This window comes from Novosphingobium aquimarinum (genome assembly GCF_009746585.1).
Taxonomy (GTDB): domain Bacteria; phylum Pseudomonadota; class Alphaproteobacteria; order Sphingomonadales; family Sphingomonadaceae; genus Novosphingobium; species Novosphingobium aquimarinum.
The window spans coordinates 37033-51709 of record NZ_WRPO01000014.1; the positions used below are offsets into that span (position 1 = coordinate 37033).

Consider the following 14677-nt stretch of genomic DNA (forward strand, 5'->3'; position numbering starts at 1 on the left):
GTGACTTTCGCCGCGACCGTCCTGACGCTCTATCCCGAGATGTTTCCGGGGCCGCTCGGCGTGTCGCTGGCGGGCAGGGCGCTGGCGCGCGGTGACTGGTCGCTCGACACGGTGCAGATCCGCGATTTTGCGACCGACAAGCATCGGACCGTCGACGATACGCCCGCGGGCGGCGGCGCGGGAATGGTGCTCAAGGCCGACGTGCTTTCCGCCGCGATCGACCATGCGCGCGCACAGCAACCGGACTGCCCGGTGCTGGCGATGACACCGCGCGGCACACCGCTGACACAGGCGCGCGTTCGCGAGCTGGCGGCAGGTCCTGGCGTCACCGTGCTGTGCGGCCGTTTCGAAGGTTTCGACGAGCGGATTTTCGCCGGTCGCGACGTCGAGGAAGTCTCGATCGGCGACATCGTGCTGTCGGGCGGAGAACCGGCCGCGCTGATGCTTCTCGACGCTTGCATTCGCCTGCTTCCCGGCGTAATGGGCGCGCCTTCAAGTGGGTCGGAGGAATCGTTCGAGGACGGTCTTCTGGAATACCCGCATTATACCCGACCTGTTGAATGGGAAGGGCGCACGATCCCTGAAGTGCTGCGATCGGGGGATCATGCGAAGATAGCCGCCTGGCGCAAGCATAAGGCGGAGATCGATACTCGGTCACGCAGGCCGGACCTTTGGGAGCGCCATGTCGGTGCTCGGGTTCCGTCTGCCTCTGGCGCGCGGCAGGAAACGAAGGACCAGGACACATGAACCTGATTCAGCAGATCGAAGCCGAGGAAATCGCCAAGGCGACCTCCGAAGCCGGCAAGGAAATTCCCGAATTCCGTCCGGGCGACACCGTCCGCGTCGGCGTGAACATCGTCGAAGGCACCCGCAGCCGCGTCCAGAACTTCGAAGGCGTGTGCATCGCGCGTTCGAACCGCGGCATGGGTTCGAACTTCACGGTTCGCAAGATCAGCTTCGGCGAGGGCGTCGAGCGCGTTTTCCCGCTCTACTCGCCGAGCATCGATTCGATTACCGTCGTGCGCCGGGGCATCGTGCGCCGCGCCAAGCTGTACTATCTGCGTGGTCGCACCGGTAAACGGGCCCGTATCGCAGAACGGCGCGACACCCGCGCCGGCCAGGAGGGCTAATACGCCCACCGCCCGCGAAATCGGTTTAACCGTTCGAGAGGCGTCCTGGCACCAGCCGGGGCGCCTCTTTTGCTATTCAGGATCCTAGCCTTGTTAGCCAACCTCAGGCCCGTGCTGCTTGCCGCGACGCTCCTCGCCGCGATGCCGCTTCCCACATTCGCTGCCGAGAAAGACGCCGTGACCCAAACGTCCGCTCCAGATCTCACGTTCGAGAGAGTCAACGCCAGCCCCGCGCTCTCCGGCCCGACGCCCCGCCTAGTGCGCATTTCGCCCGATGGCCGCTATCTCACGCTGCTGCGCAATCGTGAGGATGACAGCCGTCGCTACGACTTGTGGGGCTTCGACCGGACCACCGGCAAGTGGTCGATGCTGGTCGATTCGCTCAAGCTTGGGTCGGGCCGCGAGCTGAGCGAAGCCGAGAAGATGCAGCGCGAGCGCAAGCGCATCGGCGACCAGAAAGGCATTGTCGCTTACGACTGGTCGGACGACGGCAAGTCGATCCTCGTGCCGCTGGAGGGTGATCTCTACCTTGCCGGGATCGACGGCAGCGTGAAGCGTCTGACCGACAGCGAGGCGGACGAACTCAATCCCGCGCTTTCGCCCAAAGGCGCTTATCTCTCCTTCGTGCGCGACGGTCGGCTGTGGACGGGCCGGGTCGGCGGCGAAAGCCGTCCGATCACGCCCGAGGAAAGTTCGGAGCTCGTCCACTGGGGCGAAGCCGAGTTCGTCGCGCAGGAGGAGATGGATCGCTCGCAGGGATATTGGTGGGCACCCAACGACAGCCGCATCGCGGTCGAGCGCTTCGACGAGGCGCCGGTGGGTGTTGTCACCCGCACCGCGATCGGCGGCGATGGTACCAGGACGTACGAGCAGCGCTATCCGGCGGCAGGCACCGACAACGCGCTGGTCTCGCTCTACGTGATGGATCCCGACGGTTCGAACCGCTTCGAGGTCGATCTTGGTTCCGAAACCGATATCTATCTTGCTCGGGTCGACTGGGCGCCGGATGGCCGTAAGCTCTACGTCCAGCGCGAGAACCGCGCGCAGACGCGGCTCGACATGCTCGAAGTCGATCCGATGAACGGCAGCAGTCGCGTGCTGTTCACCGAAGAATCGGCACCCGATGCCTGGATCAATCTGTCGAACGCCTATCGCTTCCTCAAGGACGGCAGCCTGATCTGGCGGTCCGAGCGGGACGGGTTCGCGCACCTCTATCGCTTCGCCAACGGCCAGTGGACGCAGCTGACGAAGGGTGACTGGGTGGTCGAGGATCTGGTCGGCGTCGACGAGAAGGCCGGACGGATCACGTTCGTCGCCAATCGCGACGATCCGCTTGAGATGCAGGTTTATGCGATGCCGCTGGCGGGGGGCGAGCCGGTGCGGTTGACCGAACCGGGCTGGGATCACAAGGCCAGCATGAGCCGCGACGGCAAGATGCTGGCGATCACCCGTTCGTCGGTCGATCATCCGCCGCAAAGCTATCTCGCCGATGCGCAGGGCAAGCGCATCACCTGGATCGAAGAGAACGCGCTGGACGCTTCGCACCCGTACGCGCCTTACCTCGCCAGCCACCGCACCCCCACCTTTGGCACAATCAAGGCCGAAGACGGCACCGTGCTGCACTGGAAGATGATCACGCCAAAGCTGGAACCGGGGAAGAAGTACCCCGTGTTCTTCGAGCATTACGGCGGCCCGCATGCGCAGACGGTCACGCACGACTGGGGCGGCGCGTTGCAGCAGGCGATCGTCGACAAGGGCTACATCTATTTCGAGATCGACAATCGTGGTTCGGACAATCGCGGCGTCGATTTCGAGAAGCCGATCCGGCAGGCGATGGGTACGGTCGAAGTGGCGGACCAGAAGGCGGGCGCCGAGTATCTCAAGTCGCTCGAGTTCGTCGATCCGGCGAAGATCGCGATCTATGGCTGGTCCTACGGCGGCTACATGACGCTCAAGATGCTCGAAGCCGATCCGGGCCTTTACGCCGCCGGCATTTCGGGCGCGCCGGTCACGAAGTGGGAGCTATACGACACCCACTATACCGAACGCTACATGGGCGATCCGCGCCAGGTGGCCGACGCCTACACCAAGTCGGACACGATCGGCGACGCCGCCAAGATCGCGGATCCGCTGCTGATGATCCACGGCATGTCGGACGACAACGTCGTGCTCGACAATTCGGTGGCGATGTTCGCTGCCTTGCAGGAAGCGGGCGTGCCGTTCGAAATGATGCTCTATCCCGGCTACACGCACCGCGTGGGCGGGCCGGTGATCGGAACGCACGTGTGGAACACGATCTTCGCGTTCCTCGAACGCAACGGGGTTGCCCCCGGCAAGTAAACCTCGACTTTTGAAACCTTGCCGTGCGGCGCGGGCGCGCTAGGGCACGGCACGCGAATGCACGATGGAGTGAGTAAGATGGGATATAGGGTAGCCGTCGTCGGAGCCACCGGAAACGTCGGCCGGGAAATGCTCAACATTCTCGCCGAGCGCGAGTTTCCCTGCGACGAGATCGCGGCGGTCGCGAGCTCGCGCTCGACCGGCAGCGACATCGAGTTCGGCGAAACCGGCAAGATGCTCAAGGTCAAGAACATCGAGCACTTCGACTTCACCGGCTACGACATGGCGCTTTTCGCCGCTGGTTCGGGCCCGACGGCGATCTACGCGCCCAAGGCCGCCTCGCAAGGCTGCGTAGTGATCGACAACTCCTCGCTCTACCGCATGGAGCCCGACGTCCCGCTGATCGTGCCCGAAGTGAACCCGGACGCGATCGATGGCTACAAGGCGCGCAACATCATCGCCAACCCGAACTGCTCGACCGCGCAGATGGTCGTGGCGCTGAAGCCGCTGCACGATGCCGCGACGATCAAGCGCGTTGTCGTTTCGACCTACCAGTCGACGTCTGGCGCGGGCAAGGCGGGCATGGACGAGCTGTTTACCCAGAGCCGCGCGATCTTCGTCGGCGATCAGGTCGAACCTTCCAAGTTCACCAAGCAGATCGCCTTCAACGTGATCCCGCACATCGACACCTTCCTGGACGACGGCTTTACCAAGGAAGAATGGAAGATGGTGGTCGAGACCAAGAAGATCCTCGATCCGAAGGTGAAGGTGGTCGCCACCTGCGTGCGCGTGCCGGTGTTCGTCGGCCACTCGGAAGCGATCAACCTCGAGTTCGAGAAGGAGCTTTCGGCCGAACAGGCACAGGACATCCTGCGCGAGGCGCCGGGCTGTATGCTCGTCGACAAGCGCGAGGACGGCGGATACGTCACCCCGGTCGAATGCGTCGGCGACGGCGCCACCTACATCAGCCGCGTGCGCGAGGACCCCACGGTTGAGAACGGTCTCGTGCTGTGGTGCGTCTCCGACAACTTGCGCAAGGGCGCCGCGCTCAACGCGGTGCAGATCGCCGAGCTGCTGGGCCGCAAGCACCTCAAGAAGGGCTGATCGGCATACGATTGCGACGATGATAGCACAGTGCTATCATCGTCGCATGGGCCAGATCCTGATCCGTAATCTCGATGATGCCGTGATTGCTGCCTGGAAGCGCCGGGCGGCGGCCAACGGGCGCTCGCTCCAAGCCGAGCTGCATGCCGAACTGAGCCGTTCCGTCGCCGCGCAGGAGCGCGAGGAAGCGATGGCAAGGCTCGCGAGGATTCGTGCCAGTGCGGACATGAGCAAGATGGACAAGCAAGGCTGGGAATTGATCCGCGAGGACCGGGATTCGCGCTGATGATCGTCGACGCGAGCGTCGCGGTCAAATGGGTCTTGCGCGAGGATGGCAGTGACGATGCCCTTGCGCTTTTGGCGCGAGGCGATTTGCGGGCTCCTGACTTCGTTCTGGTCGAAGTTGCGAACGTCTTGTGGAAATCGTGGCGTCGCGGCGTGCTCGATCAGCCTGCAGTCGAGGAAGCGCTCACCGCGGTTCCCAAGCTCTTCGCACAGCTCGATTCCACCATTCCGCTCTTGCCGGCCGCGGCGCGTCTGGCATGCGAACTCGATCACCCGGTCTACGATTGTCTTTACCTCGCTTCCGCGCTTGGCAATGGTGATCGGCTCGTGACCGATGACATGCGTCTGTTGCGTCGGCTTGAGAGCACGCCCTATGGTGCGGTCGCGTACTCTCTTTCTAGGGGCTGATCTGAACTCATGACCGTCCAATCGATCCGCACCATGACCGGCGGCTGCCAGTGCGGCCGCGTGCGCTATACGGCCGAAGTCAAACCCGAGAAGGCGTATTTGTGCCACTGCAACATGTGCAAGAAGGCGACCGGCGGTGTGTCGATTGCCTTCGTAAATCCGCCCAAGGACAAGGTCGAGTGGCATAGCGAGCCCGACTGGTATCAATCTTCGCCGATCGCGCGGCGGCCGTTCTGCTCGCATTGCGGCACGCCGCTCGGCTTCGATTTCGTCGAGGGCGGCAAGAACATCGATCTCACTGTCGGCAGTTTCGACGATCCGACGCCGTTCCGGCCCGATCACAACTACGCCACCGAGAGCATGCTGGAGGCCTGGGCGGACGTGCGTCACCTCAAGGGCTACACCAGCGCCGAAAACACGAAGGTCGTCGAAATGTGGAAGGCCGCAGGCGTGGAGCCGCCGGAATGAGCGAGGTGCGCAGTTCGGTATACGAAGGCTGGGGGGGAACCGAGCTGGCGCTGCATCGCCTGGGCGAGGGGCGGCCGGTGGTTCTGCTCCACGGTCTGTTCTCGAGCGCGGAGGTCAACTGGATCAAGTTCGGCCATGCGCAGAAGCTGGAGGACGCCGGGTTCGAAGCGATCATGCCCGACTTGCGCGCGCATGCGCAAAGCGCCGCGCCGCACGATCCTGAGGATTATCCCGATGACGTCCTCGTCAAGGACGCGTTCGCGCTGGTCGAGACGCTGGGCCTGACGGAGTTCGACTTGTGCGGTTTTTCGCTGGGCGCGCGCACCGTGGTGCGGGCCGTCGTCGCGGGCATGGCGCCGCGCCGTCTGGTGGTGGCGGGCATGGGGATCGAAGGACTCGACAACTGGGCTCGGCGCAGCGCCTTCTTCATCGATGCGATCGATCGTTTCGATGAGATCAAGCGCGGCGATCCAGCCTATTTCGCGCACGCGTTCATGAAGACGCAAAAGGTCGATCGTGTGGCGGCGCGGTTGCTGCTGCAGTCTGTCGACGACACGCGCGCCGAGGATCTGGCGAACGTGACGATGCCCACGCTGGTGGTCTGCGGCGCCGACGATCAGGACAACGGCTCTGCCCCGAAGCTGGCGGAAACACTGCCCGATGGCCGTTACGTGGAAGTGCCCGGCACGCATATGTCCTCGGTGACGCAGCGGCAGCTGGGCGAGGCGATCGTCAGCTTTCTGGCGGCTTGACCCGGGGGCCTCGCGGCGCCAAGCAAGATCATCCGAAATATCCAGAAATCGGGGCGTAATTTTATGCTGAAACCCATGATCTCGCTGGCCGCGCTCGCAAGCGCGCTATCCGCTGTTCCCGCGATGGCGCAGGATGGCCAGACCCAGCCCGATGCCGCCACGTTCGTCGAGCAGACCGAGGCCGCCTACAACGACAAGATGATCGCGCAGGCCCATGCCGACTGGGTCTACATGACCTACATCAACCACGATTCCGAAATCCTGTCGTCCACCGCGGGCGCGGACGTGACCAAGTTCAACGTCGCCAACGCCTTGCAGGCGGCCCAATACGTTGACGAAAAGGGCTTGTCCTACGACGTCAACCGCAAGCTCAATCGCATGCGCACGCTCATCGTGCTGCCCGCGCCGACGACGCCGGGCGCAGCCGAGGAAGTGTCGAGCCTCAACGCCAAGCTTCAAGGTATCTACGGGGCCGGGAAGGGCACGCTGAACGGCCAGCCGATCAGCGGCAGCGACATCGAAGCGGCGATGGGCACCAACCGCAACCCTTCCGAGCTCAAGGAAATGTGGACGAGCTGGCACGACAATGTCGGCAAGCCGATGAAGGCGGACTACGCCAAGATGACCGCGCTCGCCAACGAAGGCGCGAAGGAACTCGGTTACGCCGATGTCGGCGCGCTGTGGCGTTCCAACTACGACATGAGCCCCGAGGATTTCGCCGCGCTCACCGAGAAGCTGTGGCAGGAAGTGAAGCCGCTCTACGACCAGCTCCACTGCTACACCCGCACCAAGCTCAACGAGAAATACGGCGACGACGTGCAGGCCACGACCGGCCCGATCCGCGCGGATCTGCTCGGCAACATGTGGGCGCAGGAATGGGGCAACATCTATGATGTCGTCGCTCCTGCCGGTGCCGGCGACCTGGGCTACGACGTGGGCGAACTGCTGACCGCCAAGAGCTACGATCCGATCAAGATGGTGAAGACGGGCGAGGGCTTCTTTACGTCGCTCGGCTTCGAACCGCTGCCCGAGACCTTCTGGCAGCGCTCGCAGTTCACCAAGCCGCGCGACCGCGAAGTGATCTGCCACGCCTCGGCCTGGGACGTCGACAACGTCGACGATCTGCGCATCAAGATGTGCATCAAGGTGAACGCGGACGATTTCACCACGATCCACCACGAGTTGGGTCACAACTTCTACCAGCGCGCCTACAACAAGCAGGGTGCCTATTACCTCGACGGCGCCAACGACGGCTTTCACGAGGCGATCGGCGACACCATCGCGCTCTCCATCACGCCGCAGTACCTCGTCGACATCGGTCTGCTCGACAAGGCGCAAGTGCCGGGCGCGGACAAGGACCTCGGACTGCTGCTGCGTCAGGCGATGGACAAAGTGGCGTTCCTGCCCTTTGGCCTGCTGATCGACCGCTGGCGCTGGAAGGTCTTCTCAGGCGATATCGCGCCTGCCGATTACAACAAGGCCTGGACGGACATGCGCCTCGAATATCAGGGCATCGTCCCGCCGGTCGAGCGCGGCCCCGATGCCTTCGATCCTGGCGCGAAGTATCACGTGCCCGCAGTCGTGCCGTACACCCGCTACTTCCTGGCGCGGATCCTGCAGTTCCAGTTCTACGAGGCGGCGTGCAAGCAGGCGGGCTGGAAGGGCCCGCTCCACCGCTGCAGCTTCTACGGCAACAAGCAGGTGGGCGAGAAGCTGAACGCGATGCTGGAAATGGGCGCCTCGAAGCCCTGGCCCGATGCGCTGGAAGCCTTCACCGGCAGCCGCGAGATGAGCGGCAAGCCGATGCTGCGCTACTTCGCGCCGCTTTCGGCCTGGCTCAAGAAGCAGAACGCCGGCAAGACCTGCGGCTGGTAATCCGAATGCGTGCTGCGGGGCGCAAATGCGCTCCGCCGTCGCGACGGAACTTTGCGAAGTTCACCCAGGCTGCGCATAGCGAGTTTGCGCCGGATCGTTTGAAAACAAGGGCTTAGGGTGCGCGGTTTTTCACTCCGCGCGGCTTTGGTCTGGCGACGATGTCAAAGAGCGGCGGCGAGGCATTTTCGCGCCTCGTCGTCGCTCCGATTTGACAGTCTGGGGGCGTGTAGGAAAGCGGCCGCGATGGCGTGCCGCTTTGGGCCCCTACTTGCCCGTCGCTTCTTCCTCGTGGCCGGCGATGTCGCCGTCTTGGAACAGGTATTCGCGCAGCTGGCTGTCGAACACGTCGTCGTTGCGGCGCAGCCATTCGAGCACCATCGCCGCGTGCTCGACTTCCTCGCGCATGTTGTGCAGCAGGATCGCCTTCAGCGCCTCGTCGTCGCAATCGTCGGCGCGCTGGCGATACCAGTCGGCCGCCTCCAGCTCCTCCATCAGCGAGACGATCGCGTGATGCATCGACAGCGTCTTGGCGCTGAGACGCTCCCGGGGGGCGTGGAGACCTTCACTGGACATCGGCGTTTCCTTTTAGTTTGCTCTGCGCGCGCGCGCGCGGGTCATTGGTGATCCTAAGAGCGAGCGGCGCGGTTGTGAACTGTTCGCTGAAGTATTCGGAGGCACAGCGACTGTCCTGTTCTCATCTTTCCCGAGCACCATGGCCGCCACGAAACTCCTTCGTCATCCCGGACCTGATCCGGGATGCCGCTAAGTGAGGACGCCGGGCAATGGTCAGTCGGAACCGACCTCTTCTTCGAACAGGATCGTATACGTCTGGACGGAGGGGACCGGATTGCCGTTGGAATCGATTGCGGCCGTGAGTTCCAGGGTATCCTGGGCATATTTGCACGCCGTCGAACCAAGTACGTCTAAGACGCGCTGCTCGGTTTCCGCCGCTTTGGAACCCGCGCGCGAAGGCGATTCGGGAAGAAGCGGCTGGCAATTCGTTGGCGTGCCTGTCGCGTCGATGGCGAACGCCAAGCGAACCCACGCCGGATTGGGAATTTCGCCGGGTAATCGCTTCACCGTCACGATTGCATCGCTCCTTTGGCTTCGACCTATTGGTTTCATGCCCTCGACCCACCACAACAGGCGCTGTTGATAGACCGCAAATGTCGGCTTGCCCGCGACGTCCATTGCCGGCTTGAAACGTGCCCGCCGCATCAGCAATTCGCAGCTGATGGTGTTCAACTCCTCGTAAGGGGTAGGATCGGTGATCTCGCATTTGATAGGCGTTCCATCGGCGGCAATCGTCAATCGAAAACGCGGCGCTCCGCCCTGGTTCTCTCGAAGGGCTTTGCTGGGATAGTCGGTGGGAGTCGCCCACACTCGTGGGTTGATGGGCTCTGCCGCAACTAGGGCCGCCGCGGATAGCATCGCTAAAATCATGGAAGAGTTATAGTCGCCCTTTGCGGGGAAACAATTCCGTGGATGCCGCGCATCAGCGTCGCGTCCGGAATTCTCTACTCACACGGTTCGGCGACAATGGCGAAAGCCAAATGTTAGGACGTTGAACTTACGGCCCGATAACGACCACGGCGAACCGGATTTCGATCTGTATGCCAAATCTCAGGGGCGACGATGTGAGACGATGGGGTTCGCGATACCCGCTCGATGCAATCCTCCTCGCAGCTCTTATAGCCTGCGTGGCAATATTGGCGCTGTATCCGCTCGTGCGCGTCTTCTTGCCGCCCGAGATCAATTACAACGAGGGGTGGAACGGGTATCATCAGATTCGAGCGGCGGCCGGGAAGACGCTTTACTCGGGTTATTCGAGCCTCTTCTACTGCAATTATCCGCCGCTGTCCTTCTACCTCGTCGGCTGGCTCGCAAGCGTCACGAATGATGTCATTCTTGCCGGCCGCCTTGTATCCCTGATCAGCCTTGTCGCCCTTTGCTGGGCCTGCTCGCGGATCGTCATCAGGGCCGGCGGCAGGGTGCCCGATGCGGCTCTTGCGGTGGTCGCATTTCTGGGCCCCCTGCTGGTCTTCTACGACTCGTATGTCGGCATGAACGATCCGCAAATGCTGGGTCTCGCTTTCGCGTCATGGGCGCTTGCGGTTCATCTTGACGGCAAGAAGACGCTGCTCCGCACCGCCTTGGTCGCGCTCCTCTTGTGCCTGTCGTTGTTGACCAAGCATAACCTCTTGTCACTGCTCATCGTGATCACTTTGGATACGCTGTATCGAGCCGACAATCGGCGGCGCATCGTATACGTCGCCAGCGGGCTGGTGATCGGTCTGGCGGCCTTGGCTCTCATCTGGCAGCGAGAGGGTATTGCCCTGTTCGAGCAGATGCTCGCCTCCCGCGTATGGTCGGCGGGGCGGGCTGCCCACTTCACGGCCGAAATTCTCCAGCGGCACCAATTCACGCTGATCGCGGCGACCGCAGGCCTCCTTTGGCTCAGGGATCGAACCGCGCTCCTGATCCTGAGCTACCTGCTGCTTTCTCTGGTCCTTGGCGCTTACTTCTCAGGCGGCGCCGGGACAGCCGAGAACATCTTTTTCGAGCCCTTCATGGCGAGTGCGATCGCGATCGGGCTGATTGCCAAGGAAGTGCGAAAGCTGGGAGAAGCGAGGGCGGTTCTGCTGCCCGCGCTGGTTATCGGAGCCAACTTCGCCTGGCTGACGTCGGCCCCCATGACGCTCGCGCTCGAGGCGTCGCAGCTTGGCGGGGGTCTTCAGGAGTCCGCACAGCGCTTCGAGGGTGACGTCGACTTCCTGAAGAGCAGGCCCGGCCCCAAGCTGTGCGAGTCCCTGCTGCTGTGCTTGCGCGCCGATCAAGACATGCTGGTCGACCCGTTCAACTCCGATCAGGCCATACGCACGGGCAGGCTGCCGAAGAACGTACTGACCGGTCTGGTCGAAAGGCACGCCTTTTCGGCAATCCAGCTATATTCGGCGCATCCCGATCAACACGGCCGCTTTGCCAACTTCTCGCCGGATTTCTACGACGCGGTTGAGCGCAATTATGTTCCGGTCCGCCAAGGTGCCCGCGGCATCATCTTGGTTCCGAAGACAGGCGGGACGCGCACAGCAGACGCTACCGAAACGGCGGCTCGTTGAACGCGCGCAGCTTGCGCGAATGCAGGCGGGCGCCTTCCTCGCGCAGCAGTTCGCAGGTCCGGGTGCCGATCTCGAGATGGGCGCCGATGGCTTCCTCGTAGAAGCGGTTGGCCTGGCCCGGCAGCTTCAATTCGCCATGGAGCGGCTTGTCGGAAACGCACAGCAGCGTGCCGTAGGGGACGCGGAAGCGGAAGCCCTGGGCACTGATGGTGGCGCTTTCCATGTCGATGCCGATCGCGCGCGAGAGGCTGAACCGGTGAGCCGAGGCGGTGTAGCGCAATTCCCAGTTGCGATCGTCGGTGGTGACGACGGTGCCGGTGCGCATCCGCGTCTTCAAGTCCATGCCGCCGGTGCCGCTGATCTGCTCGGCCGCCAGCGCGAGCGCCTGCTGCACTTCGGCGATGGCGGGCAGGGGGATCTCGGGCGGCAGCACGTGGTCGAGGACGTGGTCGTCGCGCAAGTATGCATGGGCCAGGACGTAGTCGCCGATCTTCTGCGATTCGCGCAGGCCCCCGCAGTGGCCGATCATCAGCCAGGCCTCGGGGCGCAGCACCGCGAGGTGATCGGTGATGGTCTTCGCGTTCGACGGTCCGACGCCGATGTTGACCAGCGTGATACCCGAGCGATCCTCGCGCATCAGGTGGTAGGCGGGCATCTGATGGCGTCGCCAGGCGGTGTCGTTGAGCCGGGCACGGGCGTCCTCGGTCGCGGCATCGACGTAGAGTCCGCCCGCACCCGATAGCGCGACGAAGCCATCTTTGCCGACTTGCCGACCGGCCCAGTCGACGAATTCGTCGACATAGCGGTGGTAGTTGGTGAACAGGATGAAGCGCTGGCAGTGCTCGGCGGGCGTGCCGGTGTAGTGCGCGAGACGGGCGAGGCTGAAATCGGTGCGCAGTCCATCGAACAGCGCCAGCGGAATCGGATCGAGCGTGCTGGTGATGTCGATGCCGTCCGCCAGCTCGTCGCCGATCATCGCGAGTTCGGTGGCGGGGAAGTGGTTGGCAAGCTCGGCGGGCGTGATCGAACCAAGCGTGTCGCTGCCGTCGAGCACGTAGGCGAAGGGGATCGGCTGCTGCGAGCGCGAGACCTCGACATCGAAATCGTAGTGCTCGTTGAGCAGTTCGAGCTGTTCGCGAATGTAGTCGGCGAAGAAGTTCGGGCGCGTGACGGTGGTCGAGTACGTGCCGCCATGCGTCAGCCGCCCGAACGACCGCGTCAGTTCGGGGCGCAGTTCGCGCCCGGCGTAACTGATGCGCAACTCCGGATAGCACCAGTCGCGCTCGGCGCGGCGCGAGGGCGGGGGCAGCGTTCCGTCTTTGGCGAAAGCGGCGATGTCGGAGCGGAGAGTGGCAACGGCGTCGTCGTAGACGCGGACCAGTTCGGCGATGACCTTATTAATGAATGGCATCGCCATTTCATAAGCCGGGATTGTTGCAATGCAATAGACAGCCGGCAGCGCGCCAATTGCCAAAGTGATCGTTGCGGTGGATACAAACACGAGTTCGACCGGGGGAGCAGGGTATGAGAATGGGCCTGGCCGGGTGCGCATCGGCACTGGCGCTGATCGCAGGATTGCCGGCACACGCGCAGCAGGCGATCAGTCCTGCCGCGGAGAAAGTCATCGCCGATGTCGAGGCGTCCACCGCGCCCGCGGCGCAGCCGGAGACGATCGCATCGCAAGCCGCGAGCCTGCGCGAGCGGTTCGAAGCTTACATGGACGACGCGCACGTACCCGGGATGGTCTACGGCGTGGTGCAGGGCGGTGAGCTGGTGCTCGTTCGAGGGCTCGGCGTGCGCGACCTCGAAAGCCGCGCGCCGGTCGATGCCGATACGCGGTTTCGCATCGCCTCGATGTCGAAGGCGTTCACCGGTCTTGCCATTCTCAAGCTGCGCGACGAGGGCAAGCTGGAGCTCGATGTCCCGGCAGCGACGTATGTCCCGCAGATGGCGGGCTGGACTTTGCCGACGGCGGATTCGCCGCCGGTGACGGTGCGCGATCTGCTGAACCACACCGCCGGCTTCGTCGAGGACAATCCCTGGGGCGACCGCCAGCAAGTGATCACCGAGGACGAATTCACCGCGATGATCGAGGGGGGCATGCCCTTCGCATCCGCGCCGGGCACCGTGCCCGAATATTCGAATTACGGCTTCGCGCTGCTCGGGCGGATCATCGGCAATGTCTCGGGGCGGCGCTATCAGGACTACATCCGCGAGGAGATCATGGCGCCCCTCGGCATGACATCGACGACTTACGACGTGCTCGCCGATCCGCCGGGCAGCCGCGCCATCGGCTATCGCTGGCAGGACGAGGCCTGGGTGCGCGAGCCCGACATGGCCGACGGGGTGTTCGGCGCGATGGGCGGGGTCGAGACGACCGCAAACGACTATGCGAAATGGCTCGCCTTCGTGCTCTCCGCCTGGCCGCCCTCGGACGCACCCGAGACCGGCCCGGTGCGGCGCGCGACAGTGCGCGAGGTCGCGATGCTGGTCTCGCCCTGGGGGGTGACCGAGACGCCGCCCGACGCGGACGGCGCGACCTGCCGGGAATCGCAAGGGTACTCTGCGGGATGGTTCGTGCAGCAGGGCTGCGAGATCGGCCGTAGCTTGCGGCATACCGGCGGATATCCGGGATATGGCTCGACGGTGTACGTGCTTCCCGATGCGGGCGTGGCGCTGTTCGCGTTCAGCGCGCGGACCTATTCATCGGGCCGCAACGTGGCGTACGGCGCGCTGCGAGACTTGCGGCAGGCGGGCGCGATTCCCGACCGCCCGCGTTCGGGCAGTCCGCGGCTCGCCAAAGCTTACGAATACGCGAAGTGGGCCTGGACCAAGGTGGATCCCGCCGCGGTGCCGCTGGCCAACAACGTCGCGATGGACCTCGATCTCGATCGTCGGCGCCAGGCGATGACGGCGCTGCGCGACGAAGTCGGCGCGTGCGACACTGGCGCGCCGATCGAGCCGGTCAGCGCCTTGGAGGGGCGCTTCACCTGGACTTGCGCGCAAGGCGCGGTCGCAGGCCGCGTGCAACTCGCGCCAACAGCGGCGCTTCAGTTGCAGCGGATTGACTTCAAGAAAGCCGAAGCGGGCGAGTAGGAGCTATGGCTCAGGCGATGCGCTTCGCCCGAGTCCTTCGAATGTCTCGAACAGTGGGTCGCATGAGCCCGCTTGTGAATGCCGAGCGCATAGCGGCGAG

14 protein-coding genes are annotated in these 14677 nt (G+C 63.8%); 11 read left to right on the forward strand and 3 right to left on the reverse strand.

All coding sequences use genetic code 11. From position 1 onward, the window contains the following. The 9 genes from trmD to GQO94_RS14035 all read left to right on the forward strand — a co-directional run bounded on the left by trmD (position 1) and on the right by GQO94_RS14035 (position 8362). On the forward strand, positions 1 to 747 hold the full coding sequence (gene trmD / locus GQO94_RS13995; protein WP_156842052.1) for a tRNA (guanosine(37)-N1)-methyltransferase TrmD: 747 nt from the start codon (positions 1 to 3) through the stop codon (positions 745 to 747). Continuing rightward, on the forward strand, positions 744 to 1130 hold the full coding sequence (gene rplS, locus GQO94_RS14000) for a 50S ribosomal protein L19 (protein WP_156842053.1): 387 nt from the start codon (positions 744 to 746) through the stop codon (positions 1128 to 1130). Before trmD ends, rplS begins: the two co-directional genes overlap by 4 nt. A 141-nt stretch (positions 1131 to 1271) precedes the next feature. Continuing rightward, entirely contained in the window at positions 1272 to 3470 is a 2199-nt protein-coding gene (locus tag GQO94_RS14005) for a S9 family peptidase (RefSeq protein ID WP_156842109.1), read from the forward strand. 78 nt (positions 3471 to 3548) lie between these two features. Next, positions 3549 to 4574: an aspartate-semialdehyde dehydrogenase gene (locus GQO94_RS14010; protein ID WP_156842054.1), complete on the forward strand. Its 1026-nt coding sequence runs from the start codon at positions 3549 to 3551 to the stop codon at positions 4572 to 4574. 19 nt (positions 4575 to 4593) lie between these two features. Beyond that, positions 4594 to 4860, forward strand: a complete 267-nt coding sequence (locus GQO94_RS14015; RefSeq protein WP_156842055.1) for a FitA-like ribbon-helix-helix domain-containing protein — start codon at positions 4594 to 4596, stop codon at positions 4858 to 4860. Beyond that, positions 4860 to 5267 carry a type II toxin-antitoxin system VapC family toxin gene (locus tag GQO94_RS14020; protein ID WP_156842056.1) on the forward strand — a complete coding sequence of 136 codons (408 nt, stop codon included), beginning with the start codon at positions 4860 to 4862 and terminating at the stop codon, positions 5265 to 5267. Before GQO94_RS14015 ends, GQO94_RS14020 begins: the two co-directional genes overlap by 1 nt. A gap of 9 nt (positions 5268 to 5276) precedes the next feature. Next, positions 5277 to 5735 (forward strand): GFA family protein, encoded by a 459-nt coding sequence (locus GQO94_RS14025; protein ID WP_156842057.1) that lies wholly within the window; start codon positions 5277 to 5279, stop codon positions 5733 to 5735. Then, positions 5732 to 6487 (forward strand): alpha/beta fold hydrolase, encoded by a 756-nt coding sequence (locus GQO94_RS14030; RefSeq protein WP_156842058.1) that lies wholly within the window; start codon positions 5732 to 5734, stop codon positions 6485 to 6487. The genes GQO94_RS14025 and GQO94_RS14030 overlap by 4 nt, the downstream gene beginning before the upstream one ends. Before the next feature lie 66 nt (positions 6488 to 6553). Beyond that, a complete protein-coding gene (locus GQO94_RS14035) occupies positions 6554 to 8362 on the forward strand; it encodes a M2 family metallopeptidase (protein ID WP_156842110.1) in 1809 nt (602 codons plus the stop codon). Between the two features lie 264 nt (positions 8363 to 8626). On the opposite strand, the gene GQO94_RS14040 is transcribed toward GQO94_RS14035, so the two are convergent. Both GQO94_RS14040 and GQO94_RS14045 read right to left on the reverse strand, forming a co-directional pair. Continuing rightward, a complete protein-coding gene (locus GQO94_RS14040) occupies positions 8627 to 8935 on the reverse strand; it encodes a ferritin family protein (RefSeq protein ID WP_156842059.1) in 309 nt (102 codons plus the stop codon). Between the two features lie 213 nt (positions 8936 to 9148). Continuing rightward, on the reverse strand, positions 9149 to 9805 hold the full coding sequence (locus GQO94_RS14045; RefSeq protein WP_156842060.1) for an energy transducer TonB: 657 nt from the start codon (positions 9803 to 9805) through the stop codon (positions 9149 to 9151). 296 nt (positions 9806 to 10101) lie between these two features. Here GQO94_RS14045 and GQO94_RS14050 point away from each other — a divergent pair, with 296 nt between their 5' ends. Then, complete coding sequence (locus GQO94_RS14050; protein WP_156842061.1) at positions 10102 to 11481, forward strand: glycosyltransferase family protein; 1380 nt, start codon at positions 10102 to 10104, stop codon at positions 11479 to 11481. On the opposite strand, the gene GQO94_RS14055 is transcribed toward GQO94_RS14050, so the two are convergent. After that, a complete protein-coding gene (locus GQO94_RS14055; RefSeq protein ID WP_156842062.1) occupies positions 11459 to 12892 on the reverse strand; it encodes an AMP nucleosidase in 1434 nt (477 codons plus the stop codon). The two genes, GQO94_RS14050 and GQO94_RS14055, sit on opposite strands and share 23 nt — an antisense overlap. A 113-nt stretch (positions 12893 to 13005) precedes the next feature. On the opposite strand from GQO94_RS14055, the gene GQO94_RS14060 reads away from it, so the two are divergent. Further along, positions 13006 to 14577 (forward strand): serine hydrolase domain-containing protein, encoded by a 1572-nt coding sequence (locus GQO94_RS14060; protein ID WP_156842063.1) that lies wholly within the window; start codon positions 13006 to 13008, stop codon positions 14575 to 14577. The last annotated feature ends 100 nt before the right edge of the window (positions 14578 to 14677 follow it).

What these genes read in the sequence shown, in the direction of transcription:
- GQO94_RS14025 (WP_156842057.1), top strand. Translation starts at nt 5,277, where the DNA reads ATGACCGTCCAATCGATCCGCACCATGACCGGCGGCTGCCAGTGCGGC.
- GQO94_RS14010 (WP_156842054.1), top strand. Translation starts at nt 3,549, where the DNA reads ATGGGATATAGGGTAGCCGTCGTCGGAGCCACCGGAAACGTCGGCCGG.
- GQO94_RS14015 (WP_156842055.1), top strand. Translation starts at nt 4,594, where the DNA reads ATGATAGCACAGTGCTATCATCGTCGCATGGGCCAGATCCTGATCCGT.
- GQO94_RS14045 (WP_156842060.1), bottom strand. Translation starts at nt 9,805, where the DNA reads ATGATTTTAGCGATGCTATCCGCGGCGGCCCTAGTTGCGGCAGAGCCC.
- rplS (WP_156842053.1), top strand. Translation starts at nt 744, where the DNA reads ATGAACCTGATTCAGCAGATCGAAGCCGAGGAAATCGCCAAGGCGACC.
- GQO94_RS14040 (WP_156842059.1), bottom strand. Translation starts at nt 8,935, where the DNA reads ATGTCCAGTGAAGGTCTCCACGCCCCCCGGGAGCGTCTCAGCGCCAAG.
- GQO94_RS14060 (WP_156842063.1), top strand. Translation starts at nt 13,006, where the DNA reads ATGAGAATGGGCCTGGCCGGGTGCGCATCGGCACTGGCGCTGATCGCA.
- GQO94_RS14030 (WP_156842058.1), top strand. Translation starts at nt 5,732, where the DNA reads ATGAGCGAGGTGCGCAGTTCGGTATACGAAGGCTGGGGGGGAACCGAG.
- GQO94_RS14055 (WP_156842062.1), bottom strand. Translation starts at nt 12,892, where the DNA reads ATGCCATTCATTAATAAGGTCATCGCCGAACTGGTCCGCGTCTACGAC.
- GQO94_RS14020 (WP_156842056.1), top strand. Translation starts at nt 4,860, where the DNA reads ATGATCGTCGACGCGAGCGTCGCGGTCAAATGGGTCTTGCGCGAGGAT.
- GQO94_RS14005 (WP_156842109.1), top strand. Translation starts at nt 1,272, where the DNA reads ATGCCGCTTCCCACATTCGCTGCCGAGAAAGACGCCGTGACCCAAACG.